The organism is Streptomyces desertarenae (genome assembly GCF_042681365.1).
GTDB lineage: Bacteria > Actinomycetota > Actinomycetes > Streptomycetales > Streptomycetaceae > Streptomyces > Streptomyces desertarenae.
Genome location: NZ_JBHUFU010000010.1, coordinates 134997 through 160632, shown reverse-complemented (window position 1 = coordinate 160632; position 25636 = coordinate 134997). Strand labels below are relative to the sequence as shown.

Here is a 25636-nt window from a genome sequence, read left to right as displayed (position 1 = left end):
CTCGCCGGGCCGGGAACACCGGCCCCGCCCGCGTCCCGGCGCCCCCGGAACCCTCGCGGTCCGGGGGCGCCGGCCGTGCCGGAGCCGAACCGGTACCCGGCGTTCCGTCCCGGTGTGACGTATGGCACGATGCTGGCACCCCCGGCCGCCCGCACCCCCAGGAGTCGACCGCGTGCAGCTTCCGGCAGGCTCTGCGCCCTCCCCGTCGGACCCCTCCGCCGCCTCCGCACCCCCCCGCTCCGGCCCCGCCACGGCCTCCGGCGTCCCCCGCCAGCCGGGCCCCGGCACCCGGGACGCCCCTTCCTCCCCGGTGCCTTCCCCCCGCGGGCCGTCCCACGCCCGCTCCCGTCCGCTGCACTGGCTGGTGACGGCCGCCGCGCTGGGCGGGGTACTGGGCGGCGCGGCGCTCCTGGAGCCCGCCGGCGCCGCGTCGACGCCCTCCGCGGAGAAGGCCGCGGTGACTCCCGGTCCGGACGCGGACACGGCGCGCTACCCGCTGGACTGCGGTCCGGTGGAGGCGCAGGTGGTCGACCGCGCGGCCGCGGACCTCGACGGCGACGGGCGGGCCGAGACGGTGGCGGTGGTGCGCTGCGCCGCCGGGATCGGCACCCCGCCCAGCGGGGTGTACGTGCTGGCCCACCCCGCGGCCGCGGGGGAGCGGCCGCGGATCGCCGAGACCCTGGTGGACCCGGGCGAGGGCATGACGGTGCAGGATTTGGCCGTCCGCGGCCGAACGATCTCCGCCAGACTGCTGGGCTACTCCTCGCCGGACGTGCCCCGCTGCTGCCCGGACAGGGCGCGCGACGTCGAATGGGACTGGCGGGGAGGGAAGTTCGTGCTCCGGGCGGCGCCGCCGGCCGGAAGCGTGTGAGCCCGCGGCGGCCGGCGGCGGCCGGCGCCGCGCCGCGTCACCCGGCGGCGTCGGGCCCGTAGACCTCGACGCCGTCCGCGGCGCGCCGCACGTGGATGCACTCGCCCGGGCACTCCTTGGCGGAGTCCACCACGTCGTTCAGCAGCGGGAGCGGCACGGGGGCGGTCGCCCCGGGGGCGGTCAGCAGCTCCGCCTCCCCGCCCACGGGGGCCGGGGGCTTGACGTAGGCGAGGCCGTCGATGTCCAGCTCGAAGACGTCCGGCGCGTACTGCGCGCAGATGCCGTCTCCGGTGCACAGGTCCTGGTCGATCCAGACTTCCAGTTCCGAGAGCTGCTCGTGCTGCGCGCCCATGTACTGCCTGCCGTTCCTGCGCTCGTGGCCGGTTCGTGTGCCGGAATTCCGGTGTGATCTTGGCGGAATAGAGCCCCTCGTGAGGGGGGTTGACGCCTCCGACGATACAACCGGCCGCTTTCCGGAGAGGTTGGGTGGGTATTCACCCGGGGTAAGGGAGTGCGCAAGGGTGAAGATCAGACACACCCCGACCGTGTTTGTGATCTAGGGGTTTCAACCCCCGCGGGTCCAGGTAGGGTCAGGAAGCGTCCAGCTCCCCTTGGAGGAGGTGAGGACCGTGGCAGCCCACGACGACGACATCAACCGCGGCATCCGGCCCGAACGGGGTTCCGACGACCCGGCAGGCCAGGTTGCCCATCTCGAGCAGGAGATCGCCGTCCTGCGCCGCAAGCTCGCCGACTCTCCGCGGCACACTCGGATTCTCGAGGAGCGGATCGTCGAGCTGCAGACGAACCTGGCCAGCGTGTCCGCGCAGAACGAGCGGCTCGCCAACACCCTCCGTGAGGCCCGCGACCAGATCGTGGCCCTCAAGGAGGAGGTCGACCGGCTGGCCCAGCCGCCGGCCGGCTTCGGGGTCTTCCTGCAGGCGAACGAGGACGGTACGGCCGACATCTTCACCGGCGGGCGCAAGCTCCGGGTGAACGTCAGCCCCAGCGTCGACCTCGGCGAGCTCAAGCGTGGCCAGGAGGTCATGCTCAACGAGGCGCTGAACGTGGTCGAGGCGATGGAGTTCGAACGGGCCGGGGACATCGTCACCCTCAAGGAGGTCCTGGAGGACGGCGAGCGGGCCCTGGTGATAGGACACACCGACGAGGAGCGCGTGGTGAGGCTCGCCGAGCCGCTTATGGACACCACGCTCCGGGCCGGTGACGCACTGCTGCTGGAGCCTCGCTCCGGGTACGTCTACGAGGTCGTGCCCAAGAGCGAGGTCGAGGAGCTCGTCCTCGAAGAGGTCCCGGACATCGACTACACCAAGATCGGTGGCCTGGGCGGGCAGATCGAGCTGATCCGCGACGCGGTGGAGCTGCCCTACCTCTACCCGGACCTGTTCAAGGAGCACGAACTCCGCCCGCCCAAGGGCGTGCTCCTGTACGGTCCGCCCGGCTGCGGCAAGACGCTGATCGCCAAGGCCGTGGCCAACTCCCTGGCGAAGAAGGTCGCCGAGGTGACGGGGCAGCCCCAGGGGAAGAGCTACTTCCTCAACATCAAGGGCCCCGAGCTGCTCAACAAGTACGTCGGCGAGACCGAGCGGCACATCCGGCTGGTCTTCCAGCGCGCCAGGGAGAAGGCGAGCGAGGGCACGCCGGTCATCGTCTTCTTCGACGAGATGGACTCCCTCTTCCGCACCCGCGGCTCCGGTGTCAGCTCGGACGTGGAGAACACCATCGTCCCGCAGCTGCTGTCGGAGATCGACGGTGTGGAGGGCCTGGAGAACGTCATCGTCATCGGCGCCTCCAACCGCGAGGACATGATCGACCCGGCGATCCTGCGCCCCGGCCGGCTGGACGTGAAGATCAAGATCGAGCGTCCGGACGCCGAGGCGGCCAAGGACATCTTCTCGAAGTACCTGACCCCGAACCTCCCGCTGCACGCTGACGACCTCGCGGAGCACAACAACGACCCCGAGGCCACCGTCGCCGGGATGATCCAGTCGGTCGTCGAGCAGATGTACGCCGAGTCCGAGGAGAACCGCTTCCTGGAGGTCACCTACGCCAACGGTGACAAGGAGGTCCTGTACTTCAAGGACTTCAACTCCGGCGCGATGATCCAGAACATCGTCGACCGGGCGAAGAAGATGGCGATCAAGGCCTTCCTGGACCACAACCAGAAGGGCCTGAGGGTCGCCCACCTGCTCGCCGCCTGCGTGGACGAGTTCAAGGAGAACGAGGACCTGCCCAACACCACCAACCCCGACGACTGGGCCCGCATCTCCGGCAAGAAGGGCGAGCGGATCGTCTTCATCCGCACCCTGGTCACCGGAAAGCAGGGCGCGGACACCGGACGCTCCATCGACACGGTGGCCAACACCGGCCAGTACCTGTAGAAGACACCGTCCGGCTGCGGACACCGCCCCCGTCGCGAGACGGGGCGGGTGTCCGCAGCCGGACCTTTGTCCACCACCGGATCCCCACGACCACACCGGGAGGTCCCCGCCGACCTCCCATCCACGCTCCGGCCGTCCTAGGCTCGACCCCACCGCCGCGTGCGGCGCGGGACAGCGGGCCGTCCACGGGCCGGTGCGCAGCGGGACACGAGCGGAGGCCCGACGGCGGGCCGCCGCCGGGCAAGGAGGGCCGCATGACCGTACGGCGAGTAATGGGCATCGAGACGGAGTACGGGATCTCCGTGCCCGGCCATCCGAACGCCAATGCCATGCTCACCTCGTCCCAGGTCGTCAACGCCTACGCGGCGGCGATGCACCGGGCGCGGCGTGCCCGCTGGGACTTCGAGGAGGAGAACCCGCTGCGGGACGCCCGCGGTTTCGACCTGGCGCGCGAGGTCGCCGACGCCAGCCAGCTCACGGACGAGGACATCGGCCTGGCGAACGTCATCCTCACCAACGGTGCGCGCCTGTACGTGGACCACGCCCACCCCGAGTACAGCGCCCCGGAGGTCACCAACCCGCGCGACGCGGTGCTGTGGGACAAGGCGGGCGAGAGGATCATGGCCGAGGCCGCCCGGCGGGCCGCCGAGCTGCCCGGCGGACAGCAGATCCACCTGTACAAGAACAACACCGACAACAAGGGCGCCTCCTACGGCACGCACGAGAACTACCTGATGAAGCGGGAGACCCCCTTCACGGAGATCGTGCGCCACCTGACGCCCTTCTTCGTCTCCCGCCAGGTCGTCACCGGCGCCGGCCGCGTCGGCATCGGCCAGGACGGCTCCGAGCACGGCTTCCAGATCAGCCAGCGGGCCGACTACTTCGAGGTCGAGGTCGGCCTGGAGACCACGCTCAAACGGCCGATCATCAACACCCGGGACGAGCCGCACGCCGACGCGGGGAGGTACCGCCGGCTGCACGTGATCGTGGGCGACGCCAACCTGTCGGAGATCTCCACCTACCTCAAGCTGGGCACCACCTCCCTGGTGCTGTCCATGATCGAGGACGGCTTCATCGCCGTGGACCTCGCCGTCGACCAGCCCGTGCGCACCCTGCACCGGGTCAGCCACGATCCGTCGCTGCGCCGCCCGGTCACGCTCCGCAGCGGCCGGACGCTGACGGCCGTACAGCTCCAGATGGAGTACTGCGAGCTGGCCCGCAAGTACGTGGAGGAGCGCTGGGGCGCGGACGCGGACGAGCAGACCCTCGACGTGCTGGCCCGCTGGGAGGACGTCCTGGGGCGCCTGGAGAGGGACCCGATGAGTCTGGCCGGCGAACTGGACTGGGTGGCCAAGAAGGAGCTGATGGAGGGCTACCGGCGCCGCGACGGCCTGGACTGGGACGCCGCCCGGCTGCACCTGGTGGACCTACAGTACGCCGACGTACGGCCGGACAAGGGCCTGTACAACCGCCTGGTGGACCGCGGCAGGATGAAGCGGCTGCTGGACGAGGCGGAGGTGGACCGGGCCCGTGTCGCCCCGCCGGAGGACACCCGGGCGTACTTCCGCGGGCGCTGCCTGGAGCAGTACGCCGACGCCGTGGCGGCCGCCTCCTGGGACTCGGTGATCTTCGACCTGCCCGGCCGGGACTCCCTCCAGCGGGTGCCCACCATGGAGCCGCTGCGCGGCACGCGCGCCCACGTCGGCGAGCTGCTGGACCGGTGCCGCACGGCCGAGGAGCTGGTCCGGGCGCTCTCGGGGAGGTGACGGCCGCGAGCTCGGCGTGCGGAACGCGGCTGAACACCCCCGGATGCGGGAATCATCAGGACGGCTTCCGGACGTGGCGGCAGTTGCGGGAAGTGAGACAAGTGCTTGTCAGTGGCAGTAAAAGGGCCGATGTCGGACCCGGCTTGTAGGCTCTGATCTTGTACCGTCCAACCGAGCGGGGTGAGGTATATGGCGACCAAGGACACCGGCGGCGGTCAGCAGAAGGCGACGCGGTCCACCGAGGAGGTCGAGGAGCAGGCGTCGGAAGCGCAGGTCTCGGAGGACCTCAAGGAGCGCCACGAGGCGCTGTCGGACGAGGTGGACTCCGTGCTGGACGAGATCGACGACGTCCTGGAGGAGAACGCGGAGGACTTCGTGCGCAGCTTCGTCCAGAAGGGCGGGGAGTAAGACGCGGGCGTCCGTCCCGCACCCCCGCAGCGGCGGGGGTGCGGGACGGATGACATCCGCCGCCAGGGGTAAGGTCCGTGCAGGACCTCCAAGATCCGGTCCCACGATCTGGTGGAAGGAAACGTGTGGAAGCCAACACCCGTAGCTCAGGGCGTCTGCCTGCCGCCTTCCTGACGCCGGGCTCGTCCTCGTTCATGGACTTCCTGTCCGAGCACGCGCCCGAGCAGCTCCCCGGCAACCGCCCGCTGCCCCCCGTGAAGGGCGCCGTCGAGGCGCCGCACGGCACGACGATCGTCGCGGCCACCTTCCCCGGCGGCGTGGTGCTGGCCGGCGACCGGCGGGCCACGATGGGCAACATGATCGCCCAGCGCGACATCGAGAAGGTCTTCCCGGCCGACGAGTACAGCGCGGTCGGCATCGCCGGGACGGCCGGGCTGGCGGTGGAGATGGTCAGGCTCTTCCAGCTGGAGCTGGAGCACTTCGAGAAGGTCGAGGGTGCCCAGCTCTCCCTGGAGGGCAAGGCCAACCGCCTGTCCACGATGATCCGCGGCAACCTCGGCATGGCCATGCAGGGCCTGGCGGTGATCCCGCTGTTCGCCGGGTACGACATGGACCGGGAGAAGGGCCGCATCTTCTCCTACGACGTCACCGGCGGCCGCTCCGAGGAGCAGGGCTTCGCGGCGGTGGGCTCCGGCTCGGTCTTCGCCCGCGGCTCCCTCAAGAAGCTCCACAAGGAGGGCCTCACCGAGGAGCAGGCCGTCACCGTGGTCGTCCAGGCGCTCTACGACGCGGCCGACGACGACTCCGCCACCGGGGGACCCGACCTGGTCCGCCGGATCTACCCCGTGGTCGCGGTGATCACCGACGAGGGCTTCCGCAGGCTCGGCGAGGACGAGGTCGCCGACATCGCCCGCTCGGTGCACGACGGCCGGCTCCAGTCGCCCAACGGGCCGCAGGCCCCGGTGCTCTAGAACAGGAAGGGACGGATAGCCGGTGTCGACGCCGTTCTATGTCTCACCCCAGCAGGCCATGGCGGACCGTGCCGAGTACGCCCGCAAGGGCATCGCGCGCGGCCGCAGCGTGGTCGTGTTGCAGTACGCCGACGGCATCGTGTTCGTCGCCGAGAACCCCTCTCGGGCACTGCACAAGGTCAGCGAGATCTACGACCGGATCGCCTTCGCGGCGGTGGGCAAGTACAACGAGTTCGAGAACCTGCGCATCGGTGGTGTGCGCTACGCGGACCTGCGCGGCTACACCTATGCCCGCACCGACGTCACCGCGCGCGGTCTGGCCAACGTCTACGCCCAGACGCTGGGCACCATCTTCTCCAGCGCCGCGGAGAAGCCCTACGAGGTGGAACTGATCGTCGCCGAGGTCGGGGAGGGCCCCGAGGACGACCAGATCTACCGGCTGCCGCACGACGGCTCGATCGTCGACGAACACGGCTCGGTGGCGGTCGGCGGCAACTCCGACCAGATCGGCAGCTACCTCGACCAGCGCCACCGGGACGGCATGACCCTGTCCGAGGCGCTGAAGCTCGCGATGGAGTCGCTGAGCCGGGACAGCAACGGCGGGGAGCGCACCCTCACCGCCGACCAGCTGGAGGTGGCCGTGCTGGACCGCACCCGCCCCCAGCGGCGCAAGTTCCAGCGTGTCCTGGGCAGCCGGCTCTCCCGGCTGCTGGAGGAGGACGGCGCCTCCGGCGAGTCCTCCGGGGCCTCGGGGGCCCCGGACGGCTCCGGGGAGTGAGCTGAGCGTCGGGGCGGGCCGGTGACGGCCCGCCCCGAGTGCGTTCCGCCCGCGCCCGGCTCGCCGGCGGCCCTCAGCGCCCGCCGGGGGCCGCCGGCGAGCCGGGCGCGGGGGCGGTGGAGCCGCGCACGGCCAGCTCCACCGGCAGGGTGGTGACGTCCGCCTCCCGGCCCCCGGCGGTCCCCGCGGCGGGGCCGTCCAGCACCCGCAGCAGGGCCCGCATCCCGGCCGCGCCGGCCTCCTCGGCCGGCAGCCGCACCGTCGTCAGCTCGGGTTCGACCGCGCAGGCGAGCGCCAGGTCGTCGAAACCGGTGACGGACACGTCCTGCGGCACCCTCAGCCCCAGCCGCCGCACCGCCTTGCAGGCGCCCGCGGCCAGGACGTCGTCGTCGCAGACCAGGGCGGTGGGACGCGGGTCGGCGGCCAGGGCCTCCGCCGCGGCCCGCGCCCCCTCCGCCACTCCCAGCGCGGAGGGGACGGTGACCGGCGGCGGGCATCCGGCCGCGCGCAGCGCGCCGGCCAGCGTCCCGGCCCGCACCTCGAAGGTCCACGAGTCCACCGCCGCGGCGATGTGGGCCACCCTGCGGTGGCCCAGCCCCAGCAGGTGCGCCGCCACCTGCCGCGTGCCGTCGGCGATGTCGAGGTTGACGGTGGCCGCCGCCTGGGTGCGCTCCGGATCGCTGTCGAGCATCACCAGCGGCAGCCTGCCGCCGGGCCGCAGCGCGGCCAGCGCCTCGGAGGCCATGGAGGAGGCGATCACGCCGTCGAGCGCGGCCCCGGCGGAGCCGAAGGGGTCCGGGGCGGGGCCGGTCCCCTCCGGGGAGGGGTAGAGCACCACGCCGAAGCCGTGCTCGGCGGCGATCCGGGCGGCGCCCGCGTGGAGCCGGGCGAAGAACTCGTTGGTCAGTGCCGGGACCACCAGCAGCGCGGTGCGGGTGCGCCCCAGCCGCAGGCTGCGGGCGGCGAGGTTGGGGCGGTAGCCCAGCTCGCGGGCGGCCCCGCGCACCGCCTCGGCCTTCGCCGCCGACACCCGGCCGTGCCACTTCCCGCCCAGCACCAGCGAGACGGCCGCCTGCGAGACCCCGGCGGCGCGCGCCACGTCCCGGCTCGTGGGGCGGGGGCGTCCAGTGGTCACGGGCGGGCTCCTGGGGTGCGGGCGGGGGAGGGGCCGGGCGGAAACGGCGTGGACCCCGGGGCTGACTCATGGTACGTATGGCGAGCCAAGTTATACGTAACACCCGAGGGAGCCGCCGGCAGGGCCGGCAGAGGAGGAGGCCGGCATGGCGACGGGCTACGCCGAGCTGCTGCGCGCCAGGCACGCGGTGCGGCTGCTCGTGGGGACCCTGGTCGGACGGCTGCCGAACGCCACCGCCCCCCTGGCGATCGTGCTGTTCACCCGGGCCGAGGGAGGCAGCTACACCCTGGCGGGCGTCCTGTCGGCCGTCTACGGCCTGTCCAACGCGGTCGGCCAGCCGCTGCTGGGCCGCGCCGTGGACCTGTGGGGCCAGCTGAGGGTGATGCTGCCCGCCGCGCTGCTGTCCGGGCTCGGCACGGCCGTCTTCGCCCTGGCCGGCATCGACCCGCTCCCCCTGGCCTGGGCCGCGATGGCCGTCGCCGGGTTCTTCACCCCGCCGCTGGAAGGGGGCCTGCGCGCCCTGTGGCCGTCCGTCCTGAAGGCGCCCGACCGGGTGCACGCCGCCTACGCGCTGGACGCGGTCGCCCAGGAGGTGATGTTCACCGCCGGCCCGCTGGCCGTCACGGTGCTGGTGGCCGTCTGGAACGAGGCGGCGGCCCTGCTGGTGATCAACGCGCTCGGGGTGCTGGGGGCCCTGTCCGTGGTGGTCTCGCCGCCCTCCCGCCGGTGGCGCTCCGCTCCGCGCGAGGCCCACTGGCTGGGCGCCCTGCGCTCGGGCGGACTGCTCTGCCTGCTCGGCGCGTTCTTCTTCGTCGGCCTCGCGCTCGGCTCGATCGCCGTGGCCGCCGTGGCCTACGCCGACGGCCACGGTGACGGCATGATCTCCAGCTATCTGCTCTCGGCCCTCGGCGCGGGCGCGCTGGTGGGCGGTGTGGTCTACGGCGGACGGGTGTGGGCCGGGGAGCCCGAGGCGCGGCTGCGCGTCCTGGTGGCGGCCCTGGCCGCCGGCTACCTGCCGCTGGTGCTGGTGCCCGCCCCGGCGGCGATGACCGCCCTGACCGGGGTCGCGGGCGTCTTCCTCGCCCCCGCGCTCGCCTGCGCCTTCGTCGTGGTGGACCGCCACGCGCCCGCCGGCACGGTCACCGAGGCGTTCTCCTGGCTGGTGACCGCCTTCGGTGTCGGCGCCGCGGCGGGCACGGCCGTGGTCGGGCCGGTGATCGAGCACGGCGGGACGGCGGCGGGCTTCGGGGTCGCGGGCGCCGGCGGCCTCGCCGCCCTGCTGGTGCTGCTCGCCACACGCCGCGTCCTGGCGGCTCCGCCCGCACCGCTCCCCGGCGCCCCCCTCGACCGGGTGGAAACGGATCACGGCGGGAGCGTCGGAGCCGGTTCCGGAACCGGCCGTCAGGCGTAATGTTCCTCATGACTCCGCTCCCGTCCGGGGAAGGGGGCCTCCGTCCCGCGGCCGCGGTCCTGCCGGACCGGTCCCGGGGGACTGACGTAAACCGCCACGTACCGGGGAATGATCCTCCCCACCGGCCAGAACCGGTGGTTACCTCGTTAGGAGTCTGATGGACCGCCGAATCTTCGGACTGGAGAACGAGTACGGCGTCACGTGTACGTTCCGGGGGCAGCGGCGCCTGTCTCCCGACGAGGTGGCGCGGTACCTCTTCCGCCGTGTCGTGTCGTGGGGCCGCAGCAGCAACGTCTTCCTGCGCAACGGCGCCCGCCTGTACCTGGACGTGGGATCGCATCCGGAGTACGCCACCCCCGAGTGCGACGACCTGGTGGAGCTCGTCACCCACGACAAGGCGGGCGAGCGCATCCTGGAGGGCCTCCTCGTCGACGCCGAGCGCCGCCTGCACGAGGAGGGGATCGCCGGCGACGTCTACCTGTTCAAGAACAACACCGACTCCGCCGGCAACTCCTACGGCTGCCACGAGAACTACCTCGTGGCCCGGCACGGGGAGTTCTCGCGCCTGGCGGACGTCCTCATCCCCTTCCTCGTCACCCGGCAGCTGATCTGCGGCGCCGGGAAGGTGCTCCAGACGCCGCGCGGCGCGGTCTACTGCGTCAGCCAGCGCGCCGAGCACATCTGGGAGGGGGTCAGCTCCGCGACGACCCGCTCCCGCCCGATCATCAACACCCGCGACGAGCCGCACGCCGACGCCGAGCGCTACCGGCGCCTGCACGTCATCGTCGGCGACTCCAACATGTCCGAGACGACCATGCTGCTCAAGGTCGGCTCCACCGACCTGGTGCTGCGCATGATCGAGGCGGGCACGGTCATGCGCGACCTCACGCTGGAGAACCCGATCCGGGCCATCCGCGAGGTCAGCCACGACACCACCGGCCGCCGCAAGGTCCGGCTGGCCAACGGACGCGAGGCCTCCGCGCTGGAGGTGCAGCGGGAGTACTACGAGAAGGCCGTCGACTTCTGCGAGCGCCGCGGCATCCGCACGGGGGTGGTGGACCAGGTCCTGGAGCTGTGGGGGCGGACCTTGGACGCGGTGGAGTCCCAGGAGCTGGACAAGGTCGCCACCGAGATCGACTGGGTGATGAAGCACCAGCTCATCGAGCGGTACCGGGCCAAGAACAACATCACCATGTCGCACCCGAGGATCGCCCAGATAGACCTCGCCTACCACGACATCCACCGCCGCAGGGGGCTGTACTACCTGCTGGAGCGCAAGGGGCAGGCGGCCAGGGTCTGCAACGACCTGAAGATCTTCGAGGGCAAGTCCGTGCCGCCGCAGACCACCCGGGCCAGGCTGCGCGGCGACTTCATCCGCCGCGCCCAGGAGCAGCGCCGGGACTTCACCGTCGACTGGGTGCACCTGAAGCTCAACGACCAGGCCCAGCGCACGGTGCTGTGCAAGGACCCCTTCCGCTCGGTGGACGAGCGGGTGGAGAAGCTCATCGCCGGCATGTGACGCCCACGGGAGCGCCGCGGCCGGCCCCGGCCGCGGCGCTCCCGCGAGCCGCGCGGACCCCCGGATCACCACGCGGCGGTTCCCGGCGGGAACGAAAACGGGCCTTCCGCGAGTTGTGGGAGGAGGGACGGGCGGCCTCTAGAGTGGCCGACGCGCCCGGAACGCCCGGACACCTCCTACACCACGAGTTGGACTGATGCTGCAAAACCGAGGGGGACGCCCCCCACACCCCCGCCACCTCGCGACGTTCGGCCGCCGTGTCGCCGCGGTCCTGGTCGTCCCCGCCCTGCTCTTCACCGCCGCCTGCGGCTCCGAGGGCGACGGATCCGACGGGTCCGCCGCCTCGGTGAAGGTCGCGGGCGAGGTCGGAGAGAAGCCGAAGGTCACCGTTCCGGAGGACGCCGAGGCCCCCGACAAGGCCGCCGTGCGCACCCTCGCCGAGGGCAAGGGCGACCCGATGGCCGAGGGCGACTACGTCCGGATGGACGTCTACGCCCGCATGACCGGCAGCGACCAGGAGCTGATCAACACCTGGAACCAGCAGGCCGGCGCGCCCGCCGAGGGAGACGCCCACACCCAGATGGTCGTCCGCCTCGGCGAGCAGCAGCAGACGCTGCCCGACTCGGTGATGGACGCGCTGGTCGGCAAGCGCACCGGAGGCCGCGTCCTGGTCGAGGGCACCGCCAAGGCGATCATCGGCGACCGGCTCAACCCGCAGGCCGGGATCAAGGAGACGGACGGCATGGTCTGGGTGGTCGACGCCGTCGCCGCCGCCAAGGCCGACGCCGAGGCCGAGGTCAGCGGTGAGCAGGCCGAGCCCGAGCAGGGCATGCCCGAGGTGAAGGCGGAGGGGAAGAAGGCCGCCGCCATCACCGTCCCCCGGGGTGAGAAGGCCCCGGGGAAGCTCAGGCAGCAGGTGCTGATCGAGGGTGACGGCCCCGAGGTCAAGGCCGGCGACGGCCTGATCGTCCAGTACACCGGGGTCAAGTGGGAGGACGGCGAGAAGTTCGACTCCTCCTGGGACCACGGGGGCGCCACGGCCTTCCAGATCGGCACCGGCTCGGTCGTCAAGGGCTGGGACCAGGGCCTGGTCGGCAAGAAGGTCGGCGACCGCGTCCTGCTGGTCATCCCGCCGGAGCTGGCCTACGGCGGCAACCCGCAGTCGGAGCTGGCGAAGAACACCCTGGTCTTCTCCGTCGACATCGTCGGCAAGGTCTGACGCGCCCCCGGCCGCCGGCGACCGCCTCGGACGCCGGCGGCCGGCGGGGTCTGCGAGACTGGCACGGTTGACCGGAAGAAACTTCGTAGGAGCCTTTTCGTGAGCATCGACAAGCCCGAGATCGACTTCCCGGGCGGCGAGCCCCCGGCGGACCTGGAGATCAAGGACATCTGGGAGGGCGACGGCCCCGTCGCCAAGGCCGGGGACCGCGTCTCCGTGCACTACGTGGGTGTCGCCTTCTCCACCGGCGAGGAGTTCGACGCCAGCTGGAACCGCGGCACCCCGCTCCAGTTCCAGCTCGGCGTCGGCCAGGTCATCGCCGGCTGGGACCGGGGCGTGCAGGGCATGAAGGTCGGCGGCCGCCGCCAGCTGACCATCCCGCCCCACCTGGCCTACGGCGACCGCGGCGCCGGCGGCCGGATCAAGCCGGGCGAGACCCTCATCTTCGTCTGCGACCTGGTCGCCGTCTGAGGCGTCGGCGCGGCGCGCACACGGTGCCGGGGCCCGGACCGAACGGTCCGGGCCCCGGCTTTGTCCCCGGCGTGTCCGGAGCGGTACGGTCGAGCCGGAACGAGCACGAGAGAGGGCGTCGATGGCCATTGCCAAGGCCGAGCGGCTGATGAACCTGGCGCTGTGCCTGCTGGGGACCCGCCGCCCGCTGACCAAGCGCGAGCTGCGGGCGTCGATCGAGGCCTACCTGGAGGTCGGCGGCGGGCCGGGCAGGACCGGGAGCGACGACGCCTTCAACCGGATGTTCGAGCGCGACAAGGACGACCTGCGCGAGCTCGGCCTGGTCATCGAGACGGTGGAGAACCTGGACGGCGAGATCGCCTACCAGGCCCGCCGCGACAGCAACCGCCTGCCTCCCATCACCCTCGACGCGGAGGAGGCCGCCGCCCTCACCCTGGCCGCCAAGGTCTGGCAGCAGGCCCGTCTGGCCGGAGCCGCCAGCGGCGCCCTGCAGAAGCTGCGCGCCGCGGGCATGCCGCTGGCCGACGCCGCCGAGGACGACCCCTACGGCGGGCACAGCGCCCTGGAGCCGCGCATCCCCGCCCGCGAGCCGGCCTTCGAGCCGCTGATGGTCGCCTGCCGCGACCGGCGCCCGGTGACCTTCGCCTACCGCAGGTCCAACGCCGCCCGCCCCGAGACCCGGCACGTCGAGCCGTGGACCCTGGAGTGCTGGCGCGGCCACTGGTACCTGGCGGGCTTCGACCGCGACCGCGGGGCCGAGCGGGTCTTCCGGCTCTCCCGCATCACCGGCCCGGTCCGCTCCCGGGCCGGGGCCTACACCGCCGAGGTGCCCGACCACGTCACCGTGCGCGAGACCGTCGAGCGCTGGGCCGGGGAGATCGCCACCGCCACCGCCCGCATCCGGCTGCGGCAGGGCGCCGGCTACCCGCTGCGGGCCCGGGCCACCGAGGTGCGGGAGGCCGGGGACGGCTGGGACGAGCTGGAGATCCCCTACGGCCACGGACTGGATGCCTGGCTGGTGGAGTTCGGCCCGGACGTGGTCGTGCTGGAACCCGCCGAGCTGCGGGCCGACGTGGTGGACCGGCTGCGCGCCGTCGCCAAGGACTGAGGGAGGGCACCCGACATGGCCGCCAACGCCATCGACCAGACGCGCCGGATGCTGTCCCTGGTGACCTACCTGCGCGAACGCCCCGGCGCCCGCGTGGAGGACGTCGCCCGCGCCTTCGGCATCACCACCGACGAGCTGATCTCCGACCTCCACGTCCTGCCGATGTGCGGCACCAGCTTCCGCGGCGGCGACCTGCTGGACATCGACACCGACGGTGAGCGCATCTGGTGGCACAACGCCGACGCGGTCGGCTCCGGCACCGGCGAGCCGCTGCGGCTGGCCGCCGACGAGGCCACCGCCCTGCTGGTCGCGGCGCGGGCCGTCGCCACCCTGCCCGGTCTGCGCGAGAGCGACCGCGACGCCCTCCAGCGCGCCACGGCCAAGATCGAGACGGCGGCGGGGGACAGCGCCGGGGCCAGCTCGCGGGTGTCGGTCACCTTCGAGTCCGAGGGCGGGGTCTTCGCCGACGTAGACCGGGCCATCGCCGAGCGGCGCCGGCTGTGGATCCGCTACTACTCGCCGGCGCGCGACGAGCTCACCGAGCGCGAGATCGACCCGATCCGGCTGTTCGCCGTCGGCCACACCTACGTCGAGGCCTGGTGCCGGCTGACCGAGGCGCGCCGCACCTTCCGCCTGGACCGGGTCGCGGAGATCAGGCTGCTCGACGCGCCCTCCGACCCGCCGCCCATCGAGCTGCGCGACCTGTCCGAGGCGCTGGTCCAGCCCTCCGCCGAGGACCCCGAGGTCGTCATCGAGGTCGGCCCCGGCGGACGCTGGGTGGCCGAGTACTACCCCCACGACAGCGCCGAGGAGCTGCCCGACGGGGGACTGCGCATCACCCTGCGCGCCTCCGACCCGGCCACCCTGCGCAGGCTGGCCCTGCGGCTGGGCCGCGACGGACGGATCGTCTCCCCGGCGGAGCTGGCCGACAGCGCTCGGGAGGCGGCGCTGGCGGCGCTGGCGGCGTACGGGGACTGACCGCCGCCCGCACCGGGCCGGGCCTGCGGCCGCGGGTCCCGGCCCGGTGCGGAACGGGGGTGTCCACTACGCTCGCCCCATGCTCTGGCCGATGTTCTTCCTGGTACTCGCCTTCTGCGGAATCACCGTGCTCGGCGTCCTGGCCGTGCGTGTCGGCCTGGAGGTGCGGCGGCTCGCCCGCGCGGTCGGCGACGGCTGCGAGCGCCTCGCGGTGGCCGCCGACGAGCTGGAGCGGGCCGCGGCCCCGCTGGCGGCGCGGGCCGGCCGGGCGGCCGAGCGCTGAGCGCCGCGGCCGGAACCGGTTCCCCCCGTACGGGGCGTACAGGGGGGCGGCGGGCGCCGCACCCTCCAGCTCCGGGCGCCGGGACGGTACCCTTCAGAAGGTGTGTGAACAGTGGTCGGCCCCGGCACCGGGATGACGCAGAGGCATTGCCTCCCGTTCACCTCCCGGGGTTACGATCGCTGCCGGCGCACCAGCACGAGTGAAGCCCGTCCACATCAGTAGGCAGGCACGAGGAACGCCTCCCCCGGCGAGAAGGTAGTGGCACATGATCGGCAATCTGCGGCCCATGGAGATCGTCCTGATCCTCCTTGTCATCCTGCTGCTGTTCGGCGCCAAGAAGCTCCCGGACATGGCCCGTTCGCTCGGCAAGTCGGCCCGGATCCTCAAGAGCGAGGCCAAGGCCATGAAGAAGGAGAGCGAGAACGAGGCCGCCCAGCAGCCGGACGCCTCGACGCAGCAGCCCGCTCCCAAGACCATCCAGGCCGCTCCCGGCGACGTCACCAGCTCCCGTCCGGTCGGCGAGCCGAACCAGCAGACCACCAAGAACTGATCCGGCCGCGCTCCGGCGCGACCGCCGCCCAGACGACCGATCAGACCACTGACACCGAGGACGTGGGTTGCTCAAGTCCGCCCGCAAGCAGGGGAAGCCGCAGAAGGATCCCGAAGGGCGCATGCCGCTCGCGGAGCACCTGCGGGAGCTGCGCAACCGCCTGATGAAGTCGGTGCTGGCCATCCTGGCCGTCACCGTCGTCGGGCTGGTCTACTACAAGCAGATCGCCGACTTCCTCACCGAGCCCCTCCGCGACGCCGTCGGGTGCACCGAGGGCTTCGGCAGGGCCGCCGACGAGGGCGAGGCCTGCGCCGAGATCACCCTCAACGGTCTGATCGCCCCCTTCACCGTCATGCTCAAGGTGGGCCTCACCACCGGCCTGGTGCTCGCCTGCCCGGTCTGGCTCTACCAGCTGTGGGCCTTCCTCGCCCCCGGCCTGCACAGCCATGAGAAGAAGTACGCGCGCGGTTTCGTGGCGGCCGGTGTGCCGCTCTTCCTCGGCGGCGCCTACCTGGCCTACATCGTCCTGCCGGCGATGGCCTCGACCCTGATCGAGTTCACCCCCGAGGGCACCGGCAACCTCGTCCCGCTGGACGACCTCCTCGACATCATCACGCGGATGGTGGTCGTCTTCGGCCTGGCCTTCGAGCTGCCCCTGGTACTGGTGATGCTGAACCTCAGCGGTGTGATCACCGGCCGCCGGATGCTCGGCTGGTGGCGGATCATGGTGGTCTCCATCGCCGTGTTCGCCGCCGTCGCCACCCCCAGCGGCGACCCGCTGACCATGGGGGCCCTGGCCGCGCCGATCGTCGTGCTCTACTTCGCCGCCACCGGCATCAGCCTGATCAACGACCGCCGGCGCAGGCGCAAGGACCCCTACGCCGGACTGGACGACGACGAGGCGTCCCCGCTCGACCACACTCCGGAGGCGGTCGGCGTGGCCCCGCCGGTCGACACGCCCGCCGCGCTCTCCGAGAACGCCGCCGACGACGGCCCGGCCCGGCGCAGCGGTTACGACGACGCCACCTGAGCGGTATCGTCCGCGCGTGACCGGCGAGATCACCCTCTTCGTCAACCCCGCCGCGGGCCGCGGCCGCGGCCGTGACGCGGCACAGCCCGCCGCACGCGCCCTGCGCGGGGCGGGCTTCTGTGTGCGCACGGTCGTCGGCACCGATGCCGACGACGCCCTCGCCCGCGCCCGCGCGGCCGTCCGCGGCGGCACCGGCGCGCTGATCGCCGTCGGCGGGGACGGCATGACCTCCCTCGCCCTCCAGGCGGTGGCGGGCACCGGCACCCCGCTCGGCGTCGTCGCGGTCGGCACCGGCAACGACATCGCCCGCGCCCTCGGCCTGCCCGTCCGCGACCCGGCCCGGGCCGGACGGATCGCCGCGGCGGCGCTGAAGGAGCACCGCGGCCGCCCCGTCGACCTCGGCCGGGTGGGCGGCCGCTGGTTCGGCAGCGTGCTGGCGTCGGGCTTCGACTCCCGCGTCAGCGACCGCGGCAACCGCATGCGGTGGCCCGCCGGCCGCCTCCGCTACGACCTGGCGATCCTCGCCGAACTGGCCGCGCTGCGCCCGATCCCCTACCGGATCACGCTCGACGGCGGGCCCGCGCTGGAGGTGGAGGCGACCCTGGTCGCGGTCGGCAACGGCCCCTCCTACGGCGGGGGGATGCGGATCTGCGGCGGCGCCGAGCTGGACGACGGGCTGCTGGACGTCACGGTGGTGGGGGAGTGCAGCCGCGCCACCCTGCTGCGGGTCTTCCCCCGCGTCTACCGCGGCACCCACCTCGGCCACCCCGCCGTCACCGTCCACCGGGCCGCGACGGTCGCCCTGGAGGCGCCCGGCGTGACCGGATACGCCGACGGAGAGCCGCTGGGTCCGCTGCCGCTGACCGCCGAGGCGGTGCCGGAGGCGGTACGGGTCCTCGTCCCCGCACCCGCCGTCCCGTGAAGATCATGTCCTCTGTCGGCGGTGGCCGGTAGGCTCGTACGTACGATGACCGAGGACATGTCTCCCGCAGAGCGCTACGCGGCCGCCCGGCGACGGGCCGCCGAGGAGGCAAGCGCTCTGGCACCCTTCCGTGAGATGTACGACTTCGAGCTGGACGCGTTCCAGATCGAGGCGTGCAAGGCCCTGGAGGCCGGGAAGGGCGTGCTGGTCGCCGCGCCCACCGGCTCCGGCAAGACGATCGTGGGCGAGTTCGCCGTCCACCTGGCCCTGGCGCAGGGCCGCAAGTGCTTCTACACCACCCCCATCAAGGCGCTGTCCAACCAGAAGTACAACGACCTGGTCAAACGCTACGGCGGGAAGCAGGTCGGCCTGCTGACCGGTGACAACAGCATCAACTCCGGTGCGCCGGTGGTCGTGATGACCACCGAGGTGCTGCGGAACATGCTCTACGCCGGCTCCCAGGCCCTCCAGGGCCTGGGCTACGTGGTGATGGACGAGGTCCACTACCTCTCCGACCGCTTCCGCGGGGCCGTCTGGGAGGAGGTCATCATCCACCTCCCCGACTCGGTGACCCTGGTGTCGCTCTCCGCGACCGTCTCCAACGCCGAGGAGTTCGGCGACTGGCTGGACACCGTCCGCGGCGACACCGAGGTGATCGTCTCCGAGCACCGGCCCGTGCCGCTGTGGCAGCACGTGCTGGCCGGGCGGCGGATGTACGACCTCTTCGAGGAGAAGGGCGGCCGCCGCGAGGTCAACCCCGACCTGCTGCGCATGGCCCAGATGGAGAACAGCCGCGTGCTCTCCTTCCGCGACCGCCGCCGCGGCAAGCCGATGCGCGAGGCGGACCGCGAGCGGGAGCGGCGCCAGCGCAGCAGGATCTGGACGCCCGGCCGGCCCGAGGTGATCGCGCAGCTCGACTCCCAGGGACTGCTGCCCGCGATCACCTTCATCTTCAGCCGCGCGGGCTGCGAGGCGGCCGTCCAGCAGTGCCTGTTCGCCGGACTCCGCCTCAACGACGCGGCGCAGCGGGCGCGGGTGCGCGAGATCGTGGAGGAGCGCACCGCCTCCATCCCCGACGAGGACCTCCACGTGCTCGGCTACTTCGAGTGGCTGGAGGGCCTGGAGCGGGGCATCGCCGCGCACCACGCGGGCATGCTGCCCACCTTCAAGGAGGTGGTGGAGGAGCTGTTCGTCCGCGGGCTGGTCAAGGCCGTCTTCGCCACCGAGACCCTCGCGCTGGGCATCAACATGCCCGCCCGGTCGGTGGTGCTGGAGAAGCTGGTCAAGTGGAACGGCGAGCAGCACGTCGACATCACCCCCGGCGAGTACACCCAGCTGACCGGGCGCGCCGGGCGGCGCGGCATCGACGTCGAGGGCCACGCGGTGGTGCTGTGGCAGCGCGGCATGGACCCGGGGGCCCTGGCCGGTCTGGCCGGCACCCGCACCTACCCGCTGCGCTCCTCCTTCCGGCCCTCCTACAACATGGCCGTCAACCTGGTCTCGCAGTTCGGTCGGCACCGCTCGCGCGAACTGCTGGAGACGTCCTTCGCGCAGTTCCAGGCCGACCGCGCGGTCGTGGGCATCTCCCGCAGGGTGCAGCGCAACGAGGAGGGCCTGGCGGGCTACCGCGAGGCCATGACCTGCCACCTGGGCGACTTCGACGAGTACGCGCGGCTGCGGCGCGAGCTGAAGGAGCGGGAGACCGAACTCGCCCGGCAGGGCGCCGTCCAGCAGCGCGCGGCGGCCGCCGACGCGCTGGAGAAGCTCCGGCCCGGCGACGTGATCCACGTTCCCACCGGCAAGTTCGCCGGGCTGGCGCTCGTGCTGGACCCGGGCGTCCCCGCCGGACGCAGCCACGGCAACCGCGGCTGGGACCACCACGACGGGCCGCGCCCCCTGGTGCTGACCGCCGCGCGCCAGGTCAAGCGGCTGGCGTCGGTGGACTTCCCCGTGCCCGTCGAGCCGCTGGAGCGGATGCGGATCCCCAAGTCCTTCAACCCGCGCAGCCCGCAGTCCCGCCGCGACCTGGCCTCCGCGCTGCGCACCAAGGCCGGCCACCACGAGCCGGCCCGCACCCGGCGCAGGCAGCGCTCGGAGGCGGCCGACGACGCCGAGATCGTGCGGCTGCGCAAGGCGATCCGCGCCCACCCCTGCCACGGGTGCGACGAACGGGAGTCCCACGCCCGCTGGGCCGAGCGCTACCACCGCCTCAAGCGCGACACCCGCCAGCTGGAGCGCCGCATCGAGGGCCGCACCAACACCATCGCCCGCACCTTCGACCGGGTCTACGCCCTCCTGTCGGACCTGGGCTACCTGCGCGGCGACGAGGTGACCGAGGACGGCAGGCGGCTGGCCCGGCTCTACGGCGAGCTGGACCTGCTGGCGAGCGAGTGCCTGCGCGAGGGCGTCTGGGAGGGGCTCTCCCCGACCGAACTGGCCGCCTGCGCCTCGGCCCTGGTCTACGAGTCCCGCTCCGCCGACGACGCGCTGCCCCCCACCCTGCCGGGCGGCGGGGCCAAGCACGCGCTGGGCGAGATGGTCCGCATCTGGGGCCGGCTGGACGCGCTGGAGGAGGAGCACCGCATCGACCAGGCCGAGGGCGTCGGCCAGCGCGAGCCCGACCTCGGTTTCGCCTGGGCCGCCTACCGCTGGGCGGAGGGCGACGGCCTGGACGCGGTGCTGCGGGAGGCCGAGATGCCCGCGGGCGACTTCGTGCGCTGGTGCAAGCAGCTCGTCGACGTGCTCGGCCAGATCGCGGCGGCGGCTCCCGAGGGCGGCACCGTCGCGCGCAACGCCCGCAAGGCGTCGGAGAAGCTGCTGCGCGGCGTGGTGTCCTACAGCTCCGTGACCTGACGGCCGCCGACCGCCCGGCGGTCCGGGCCCGGTGCGCGGTGCCGTCCGCGCGCCGGGCCCGCGGCGTGTTCAGCCGGGCGTCATCCGCCGGGCACGCGCGGGTCGTCCGGCCGGGGGAGCATCGCGTCACGTCCCGCCGGGTTCCCGCGCGTCCCGCCGCGCCTCCCACGGCCCCGCGCCCCGGCGGCCCCGCGTCCCACCGGAGGCCGATGTGCGCACCCCGAACAGAGACCGGCTCCGCCGCTGGGCCGCCGCCGCGACCGCGCTCGCCGCCGTCGCGGCGCTGTCCCCGGCGGCCCAGGCCCGCCCCGGCGCCTCTGCCGGGCACCTCAGGCTCAACCACGTCCAGGTGGTGGCCACGCACAACAGCTACCACCGCGAGGTCTCCTTCGCCGAGCAGAAGGTGATGGAGCGGTACGACCCGAACGTCGGCACCCTGCTGTACAGCCACGCCTCGCTGCCCGTGCAGTTCGCCGAGCAGCGCGTCCGCGGCATCGAGCTGGACGTCTTCCCCGACCCCGACGGGGGCCTGTACGCCGACCCCCTGGTCCGCCGGGCCGCGGGCCTGCCCGCGCCCGCCGACCCGGCCTGGCGCCGACCCGGTTTCAAGGTGCTGCACTGGGCCGACTTCGACCCCGGGACGAGCTGCGTCACCCTGCGCGGCTGCCTCACCCAGGTCAGGGACTGGTCGCGGCGGAACCCCGGCCACGTCACCGTGCCGATCCTGCTGGAGCTCAAGCGCACCGACCCGCGCCTGGAGGAACGGGGCGGCGCGAAGAGCCCGCCGTGGGACACCGCGATGCTCGACGCGCTGGACGCGGAGATCCGCACCGTCTTCGGCGACCGGGACACCGTCACCCCCGACGACGTCCGCCGCCGGGGCGAGACCCTGGAGCAGTCGGTCCTCCGCCACGGCTGGCCGACCCTGGCCGCCTCCCGCGGGAAGGTGATGTTCCTGATGGACAACGACGACCGAGGGATCCAGGACGCCTACCGGGCCGGGGGCCGCGAGAGCCTCCGGGGGCGGGTGCTGTTCACCGACTCCCGTCCCGGGCGCCCGGACGCCGCCTTCGTCAAGTGGAACGACCCGACCGGGGGGAACCGGGCCGTCATCGAGGACCTGGTGGAGCGCGGCTACTTCGTCCGCACCCGCTCCGACGTGCCGCTGGAGGAGGCGGCCTCGGGGGACACCTCCCGGCTGCGGGCCGCGCTGGGTTCGGGCGCCCAGATGGTGAGCACCGACTTCCCCGCCCCCGGCATGGCGGCACGCCACGGGTCGGACTACACCGCGCGGCTGCCGGAGGGGACCGCCGCCCGCTGCACCCCGGTCGGCGCGCCGCCGGGCTGCCGGACGGAACGGCTGGAGCGCTGACTCAGGACGGGGGAGCGGGCGGGCCCGCGGAGGGGGCGCCGGGCGTCCCGCCCGCCTCCGCCCCCTCCTGCTCCGCCTCCACCTGCGCGTTCCACTCCCGCTTCGACGCCTGCCAGCCGTCCTCGTCGTGGCCCAGGCGCCAGTAGCCGGAGATCGACAACCGCTCGCGCGGCACCTTCCGCTCGGTGCGCAGGTGGCGGCGGAGCTCCTTCACCCAGCCCGCCTCGCCGTGGACGAACGCCTGCACCCGTCCGGGCGGGAAGTCCAGCGCGCGCACCGCCTCGACCAGCAGGTCCCCCACCCGCGCGGTGCCGCGGTGCAGCCACCGCAGTTCGGCGTCCGGGGGCAGGTCGAGTTCCAGCTCCTCCTCCGGGCCGGCCACCTCGACGAAGGCGCGCACCGGTGCCCCGCCGGGAACGGCCTCCAGGGAGGCGGCGACGGCCGGCAGCGCGCTCTCGTCGCCGACCATCAGGTGCCAGTCGGCCTCGGGGGAGGGGCGGTAGCCGCCGCCGGGGCCCAGGAAGAGGACTTCCTCACCGGGCTCGACGCGGTCGGCCCAGGGCCCGGCCAGGCCCTCGTCGCCGTGGAGGACGAAGTCCAGGGCCAGCTCCCGCGTCCGCGGGTCCCAGGAGCGCACGGTGTAGGTGCGGGTGACGGGCCACCGGTCGCGCGGGAGGCTCTGCCGGACGGCGGCCAGGTCGAAGGGCTCGGGGTAGCGCACGCCCTCGGGCGGGAACAGCAGCTTGACGTAGTGGTCGGTGTACTCGCCCGCCGGGAAGTCCGCCAGGTCCTCGCCGCCGAGCACCACGCGGACCATCCGCGGGCCGAGCCGCTCCTTGCGCATCACCCGGGCCCGGTTGGCACGCGGTGCACGGCGCGTCGGACGTCCTTCTGCCACGGGACTCCCTCGAACAGTTGGTTAGGTCTGCCTAACCAACCTAGCATCCGGTGCGCCGGACCGCCGGTGTCACTCCGCCAGGGCGTCCAGCAGCCGCCTCAGGGAACCGCCCAGGCCCCACCGGCCGGCCAGCTCCTCCAGCTCCCGGGCGCGGAGGGGCTCGGCCGGAAGCGCCGCGTCGACCTCCGGCAGGGGCACCTCGTCCGCGACGCGCACCACCTTCGGCGCCACGGCCAGGTACTCCCGCGCCGCCTCCAGCTTCCTGCGCTGGGCGGGGGTCAGGCCGGAGGAGGGGTCGCCGACCGCGGCCAGGACGCCCGCCAGGTCCCCGTGGGCCCGGAGCAGCCTCGCCGCGGTCTTCTCCCCGACGCCCGGGACGCCCGGCAGGCCGTCGCTCGGGTCGCCGCGCAGCAGCGCCAGGTCCGCGTAGGCCGGTCCGCTCTCCACGCCGTACCTCTCGCGCAGCGCCGCCTCGTCCACGACCGCCGGGTCGCCCATGCCCCTGACCGGGTAGAGCACCCGCACCCCGCGGGCGTCGTCGACGAGCTGGAACAGGTCGCGGTCGCCGGTGACGACGTCCACCGGGCCGGCGGCGCGGCGGGCGAGGGTGCCGATGACGTCGTCGGCCTCGTAGCCGTCCGCGCCCAGGCGGGCGATGCCGACCGCGTCCAACACCTCCTCGATCACCGGGACCTGGGGGGAGAGGGTGTCGGGGGCCTCCTCCACGTCCGGTCCGGCGGAGGTCTCCTCGGCGACGCGGTGCGCCTTGTAGGAGGGGATCAGCTCCACCCGCCACGCGGGCCGCCAGTCGTTGTCCATGCACGCGACCAGGTCGTCCGGGCGGTGGTCGCGCACCAGCCGGGCGATGAAGTCCAGCAGCCCGCGCACCGCGTTGACCGGGGTGCCGTCGGGGGCCCGCACCGACTCCGGGACCCCGAAGTAGGCGCGGTAGTACAGGGATGCGGTGTCGAGGAGCATCAGGCGTCGCGTGGTCACGCCCCGATCATGCCGCACGGCGGTGACAGCCCGGGGCCGGGACGCCCGCCCCTAGGCTGTCCGCATGGCACCCGTCCGCCACCGCGCACCCGTCCGCCACCGCGCACCCGTCCGCCACCGCGCACCCGTCCGTCACGGGGTGCCGGTCCCGCCCCGCCGGGGCGCCGGCACCGGCGGGGCGCTCCCCGCGGCCCGCCCGGCGGCTTCCCTCCGGTCCGGGCCGGAGGGGGCGGTGGCGCCGTGAGCGGCACCGTGCGCCGGGTCGTCTCGCTCGTCCCGTCGCTGACCGAGGCCGTGGCCGCCACCGCGCCGGAACTGCTGGTCGGGGCCACCGACTGGTGCACCCGCCCGCCCGGCCTGGACGCCGTCCGGGTGAGGGGCACCAAGAACCCCGACCTGGGGCGGATCGCCGCCCTCGCCCCCGATCTCGTCGTCGCCAACGAGGAGGAGAACCGCCCGGCCGACCTCGCCGCCCTGCGGTCGGCCGGGATCGAGGTGCTGGTCACCGAGGTCCGCACCCTCCCGCAGGCGTTCGCCGAGCTGGACCGGGTGCTCACCGGCGGCTGCGGGCTGCCCCGGCCGGCCTGGCTGGAGGAGGCCGAGGACGCCTGGCGGGACGTGCGCCCCGTCGTCGACGCCGCCGTCGTGGTGCCGGTCTGGAGGCGGCCGTGGATGGTGCTGGGCCGGGACACCTTCGCCGGCGACGTCCTGGCCCGTCTCGGCGCGCGCAACGCCTACGCGGACCACTGTGAGCGCTACCCCCGCGTCCCCCTGGGAGAGCTGAACGAGCCGGGGCGCGCCGGGCTCGTCGTCCTCCCCGACGAGCCCTACCGGTTCACCGCCGACGACGGGCCCGAGGCCTTCCCCGCACTGCCCGCGGCCCTCGTCAGCGGGCGGCACCTGACCTGGTACGGGCCCTCGCTGGCCGAGGCCCCGGCCGTGCTCGGTGCGGCGCTCACCGCCGCGCTCGGCCCCGGCGGTCCTCCGCCGCGCTGACCAGGGCGCGCATCACCCGCACGTCCTCCCCGGCGCCGGCCTCCGGGTGCCACTGCACCCCCAGCGTCCAGCCCGGCGCCCCCGGCAGTTCGACCGCCTCGACGGTGCCGTCGCCGGACCGGGCGCAGACGACCAGCCCCTCGCCGAGCCGGTCCACGGCCTGGTGGTGGTAGGTCGGCACCGCGACCCCCCGGGCGTCCCCCTCGCCCAGCACCCGGGCCAGCTCCGTGCCCGGCACCGGGACGACGGTGTGCGTGCCGAAGACGCCGGGCGGGCCGGTGTGGCCCTCCAGATGCTGGACCAGCGTGCCGCCCAGGGCGACGTTGAGCAGCTGCATCCCGCGGCAGACGCCCAGCAGCGGCACCCCGGCGGCCAGTGCGGCGTCGACCAGGGCCAGCTCCCAGGAGTCCCGCTCCCGCGCGGGCGGCCCGGTCTCGGGACGCGGCTCGGCACCGTAGCGCACGGGTTCGACGTCCGGGCCGCCCGCGACGACCAGCCCGTCCAGCCGCTCCACCGCCGCGGCGGCGGCCCCGGGCGCGCCGTCCGGCGGCAGCAGCGCGGCCAGGCCGCCCGCCCGCTGCACCAGCCGGTGGTAGCCGGCGGGCAGCAGCGCGGCGGGCTGGTCCCACACCCCCCACCGCACCGAGGGCTCCAGATAGGTGCTGACACCGATGAGCGGGGCGGGCACGGGGACCTCCGGTCGGT

General features: G+C 73.7%; 24 protein-coding genes. 19 read left to right on the top strand and 5 right to left on the bottom strand.

The window, feature by feature from the left end; genetic code table 11:
• The first annotated feature begins 310 nt into the window (after positions 1-310).
• Positions 311-871, top strand: a complete 561-nt coding sequence (locus tag ACFSJS_RS18090) for a hypothetical protein (protein WP_380901575.1) — start codon at positions 311-313, stop codon at positions 869-871.
• A gap of 37 nt (positions 872-908) precedes the next feature.
• On the opposite strand, the gene ACFSJS_RS18085 is transcribed toward ACFSJS_RS18090, so the two are convergent.
• Positions 909-1223: a ferredoxin gene (locus tag ACFSJS_RS18085; RefSeq protein ID WP_380901573.1), complete on the bottom strand. Its 315-nt coding sequence runs from the start codon at positions 1221-1223 to the stop codon at positions 909-911.
• Positions 1224-1500: 277 nt separating this feature from the next.
• On the opposite strand from ACFSJS_RS18085, the gene arc reads away from it, so the two are divergent.
• From arc to prcA, 5 genes are all read left to right on the top strand, one after another.
• On the top strand, positions 1501-3267 hold the full coding sequence (gene arc, locus ACFSJS_RS18080) for a proteasome ATPase (RefSeq protein ID WP_380901571.1): 1767 nt from the start codon (positions 1501-1503) through the stop codon (positions 3265-3267).
• Between the two features lie 254 nt (positions 3268-3521).
• On the top strand, positions 3522-5033 hold the full coding sequence (gene dop, locus ACFSJS_RS18075) for a depupylase/deamidase Dop (RefSeq protein WP_380901569.1): 1512 nt from the start codon (positions 3522-3524) through the stop codon (positions 5031-5033).
• Between the two features lie 189 nt (positions 5034-5222).
• Complete coding sequence (locus tag ACFSJS_RS18070; RefSeq protein ID WP_380901567.1) at positions 5223-5441, top strand: ubiquitin-like protein Pup; 219 nt, start codon at positions 5223-5225, stop codon at positions 5439-5441.
• 125 nt (positions 5442-5566) lie between these two features.
• Positions 5567-6412 (top strand): proteasome subunit beta, encoded by an 846-nt coding sequence (prcB, locus tag ACFSJS_RS18065; protein ID WP_380901565.1) that lies wholly within the window; start codon positions 5567-5569, stop codon positions 6410-6412.
• A 22-nt stretch (positions 6413-6434) separates the two neighbouring features.
• Positions 6435-7190, top strand: coding sequence for a proteasome subunit alpha (prcA, locus tag ACFSJS_RS18060; protein ID WP_380901563.1), 756 nt, complete (start codon positions 6435-6437; stop codon positions 7188-7190).
• Positions 7191-7263: 73 nt separating this feature from the next.
• On the opposite strand, the gene ACFSJS_RS18055 is transcribed toward prcA, so the two are convergent.
• Entirely contained in the window at positions 7264-8325 is a 1062-nt protein-coding gene (locus ACFSJS_RS18055; RefSeq protein ID WP_380901561.1) for a LacI family DNA-binding transcriptional regulator, read from the bottom strand.
• 145 nt (positions 8326-8470) lie between these two features.
• Between ACFSJS_RS18055 and ACFSJS_RS18050 the strand changes: the two genes are divergently transcribed.
• The 12 genes from ACFSJS_RS18050 (at position 8471) to ACFSJS_RS17995 (ending at position 22041) form a co-directional block, all read left to right on the top strand.
• Entirely contained in the window at positions 8471-9736 is a 1266-nt protein-coding gene (locus tag ACFSJS_RS18050; protein WP_380901559.1) for an MFS transporter, read from the top strand.
• Between the two features lie 157 nt (positions 9737-9893).
• Complete coding sequence (gene pafA, locus ACFSJS_RS18045; RefSeq protein WP_380901557.1) at positions 9894-11255, top strand: Pup--protein ligase; 1362 nt, start codon at positions 9894-9896, stop codon at positions 11253-11255.
• A gap of 196 nt (positions 11256-11451) precedes the next feature.
• Positions 11452-12474: an FKBP-type peptidyl-prolyl cis-trans isomerase gene (locus ACFSJS_RS18040; protein WP_380901555.1), complete on the top strand. Its 1023-nt coding sequence runs from the start codon at positions 11452-11454 to the stop codon at positions 12472-12474.
• A gap of 99 nt (positions 12475-12573) precedes the next feature.
• The gene (locus ACFSJS_RS18035) at positions 12574-12945 is read left to right on the top strand and encodes an FKBP-type peptidyl-prolyl cis-trans isomerase (protein ID WP_380901553.1); all 372 of its coding nucleotides are present in this window, start codon (positions 12574-12576) and stop codon (positions 12943-12945) included.
• 121 nt (positions 12946-13066) lie between these two features.
• Complete coding sequence (locus tag ACFSJS_RS18030; RefSeq protein WP_380901551.1) at positions 13067-14053, top strand: helix-turn-helix transcriptional regulator; 987 nt, start codon at positions 13067-13069, stop codon at positions 14051-14053.
• Positions 14054-14068: 15 nt separating this feature from the next.
• On the top strand, positions 14069-15031 hold the full coding sequence (locus tag ACFSJS_RS18025; protein ID WP_380901549.1) for a helix-turn-helix transcriptional regulator: 963 nt from the start codon (positions 14069-14071) through the stop codon (positions 15029-15031).
• A gap of 79 nt (positions 15032-15110) precedes the next feature.
• A complete protein-coding gene (locus ACFSJS_RS18020) occupies positions 15111-15314 on the top strand; it encodes a hypothetical protein (RefSeq protein ID WP_380901547.1) in 204 nt (67 codons plus the stop codon).
• A 265-nt stretch (positions 15315-15579) separates the two neighbouring features.
• Positions 15580-15864 (top strand): Sec-independent protein translocase subunit TatA, encoded by a 285-nt coding sequence (gene tatA, locus ACFSJS_RS18015; RefSeq protein ID WP_380901545.1) that lies wholly within the window; start codon positions 15580-15582, stop codon positions 15862-15864.
• 67 nt (positions 15865-15931) lie between these two features.
• Positions 15932-16894 carry a twin-arginine translocase subunit TatC gene (tatC, locus tag ACFSJS_RS18010; RefSeq protein ID WP_380901543.1) on the top strand — a complete coding sequence of 321 codons (963 nt, stop codon included), beginning with the start codon at positions 15932-15934 and terminating at the stop codon, positions 16892-16894.
• 16 nt (positions 16895-16910) lie between these two features.
• Entirely contained in the window at positions 16911-17816 is a 906-nt protein-coding gene (locus ACFSJS_RS18005; RefSeq protein ID WP_380901541.1) for a diacylglycerol kinase, read from the top strand.
• Between the two features lie 45 nt (positions 17817-17861).
• Complete coding sequence (locus ACFSJS_RS18000) at positions 17862-20669, top strand: DEAD/DEAH box helicase (RefSeq protein ID WP_380901539.1); 2808 nt, start codon at positions 17862-17864, stop codon at positions 20667-20669.
• 211 nt (positions 20670-20880) lie between these two features.
• Positions 20881-22041, top strand: a complete 1161-nt coding sequence (locus tag ACFSJS_RS17995; RefSeq protein ID WP_380901537.1) for a phosphatidylinositol-specific phospholipase C1-like protein — start codon at positions 20881-20883, stop codon at positions 22039-22041.
• A gap of 1 nt (position 22042) precedes the next feature.
• Here ACFSJS_RS17995 and ACFSJS_RS17990 read toward each other — a convergent pair whose 3' ends face one another.
• Complete coding sequence (locus tag ACFSJS_RS17990) at positions 22043-22885, bottom strand: siderophore-interacting protein (RefSeq protein WP_380901799.1); 843 nt, start codon at positions 22883-22885, stop codon at positions 22043-22045.
• A 123-nt stretch (positions 22886-23008) separates the two neighbouring features.
• On the bottom strand, positions 23009-23917 hold the full coding sequence (locus ACFSJS_RS17985) for a 5'-3' exonuclease (RefSeq protein WP_380901797.1): 909 nt from the start codon (positions 23915-23917) through the stop codon (positions 23009-23011).
• A gap of 258 nt (positions 23918-24175) precedes the next feature.
• On the opposite strand from ACFSJS_RS17985, the gene ACFSJS_RS17980 reads away from it, so the two are divergent.
• A complete protein-coding gene (locus tag ACFSJS_RS17980) occupies positions 24176-24931 on the top strand; it encodes a helical backbone metal receptor (protein ID WP_380901536.1) in 756 nt (251 codons plus the stop codon).
• Here ACFSJS_RS17980 and ACFSJS_RS17975 read toward each other — a convergent pair.
• Positions 24891-25619, bottom strand: a complete 729-nt coding sequence (locus ACFSJS_RS17975; protein ID WP_380901534.1) for a gamma-glutamyl-gamma-aminobutyrate hydrolase family protein — start codon at positions 25617-25619, stop codon at positions 24891-24893. The two genes, ACFSJS_RS17980 and ACFSJS_RS17975, sit on opposite strands and share 41 nt — an antisense overlap.
• Positions 25620-25636: the final 17 nt, after the last annotated feature.

What these genes read in the sequence shown, in the direction of transcription:
- ACFSJS_RS18020 (WP_380901547.1), top strand. Translation starts at nt 15,111, where the DNA reads ATGCTCTGGCCGATGTTCTTCCTGGTACTCGCCTTCTGCGGAATCACC.
- ACFSJS_RS18000 (WP_380901539.1), top strand. Translation starts at nt 17,862, where the DNA reads ATGACCGAGGACATGTCTCCCGCAGAGCGCTACGCGGCCGCCCGGCGA.
- tatA (WP_380901545.1), top strand. Translation starts at nt 15,580, where the DNA reads ATGATCGGCAATCTGCGGCCCATGGAGATCGTCCTGATCCTCCTTGTC.
- ACFSJS_RS18030 (WP_380901551.1), top strand. Translation starts at nt 13,067, where the DNA reads ATGGCCATTGCCAAGGCCGAGCGGCTGATGAACCTGGCGCTGTGCCTG.
- ACFSJS_RS18085 (WP_380901573.1), bottom strand. Translation starts at nt 1,223, where the DNA reads ATGGGCGCGCAGCACGAGCAGCTCTCGGAACTGGAAGTCTGGATCGAC.
- ACFSJS_RS18040 (WP_380901555.1), top strand. Translation starts at nt 11,452, where the DNA reads ATGCTGCAAAACCGAGGGGGACGCCCCCCACACCCCCGCCACCTCGCG.
- ACFSJS_RS17990 (WP_380901799.1), bottom strand. Translation starts at nt 22,885, where the DNA reads ATGCGCAAGGAGCGGCTCGGCCCGCGGATGGTCCGCGTGGTGCTCGGC.
- ACFSJS_RS18050 (WP_380901559.1), top strand. Translation starts at nt 8,471, where the DNA reads ATGGCGACGGGCTACGCCGAGCTGCTGCGCGCCAGGCACGCGGTGCGG.
- ACFSJS_RS18070 (WP_380901567.1), top strand. Translation starts at nt 5,223, where the DNA reads ATGGCGACCAAGGACACCGGCGGCGGTCAGCAGAAGGCGACGCGGTCC.
- ACFSJS_RS17985 (WP_380901797.1), bottom strand. Translation starts at nt 23,917, where the DNA reads ATGCTCCTCGACACCGCATCCCTGTACTACCGCGCCTACTTCGGGGTC.
- ACFSJS_RS18025 (WP_380901549.1), top strand. Translation starts at nt 14,069, where the DNA reads ATGGCCGCCAACGCCATCGACCAGACGCGCCGGATGCTGTCCCTGGTG.
- dop (WP_380901569.1), top strand. Translation starts at nt 3,522, where the DNA reads ATGACCGTACGGCGAGTAATGGGCATCGAGACGGAGTACGGGATCTCC.
- pafA (WP_380901557.1), top strand. Translation starts at nt 9,894, where the DNA reads ATGGACCGCCGAATCTTCGGACTGGAGAACGAGTACGGCGTCACGTGT.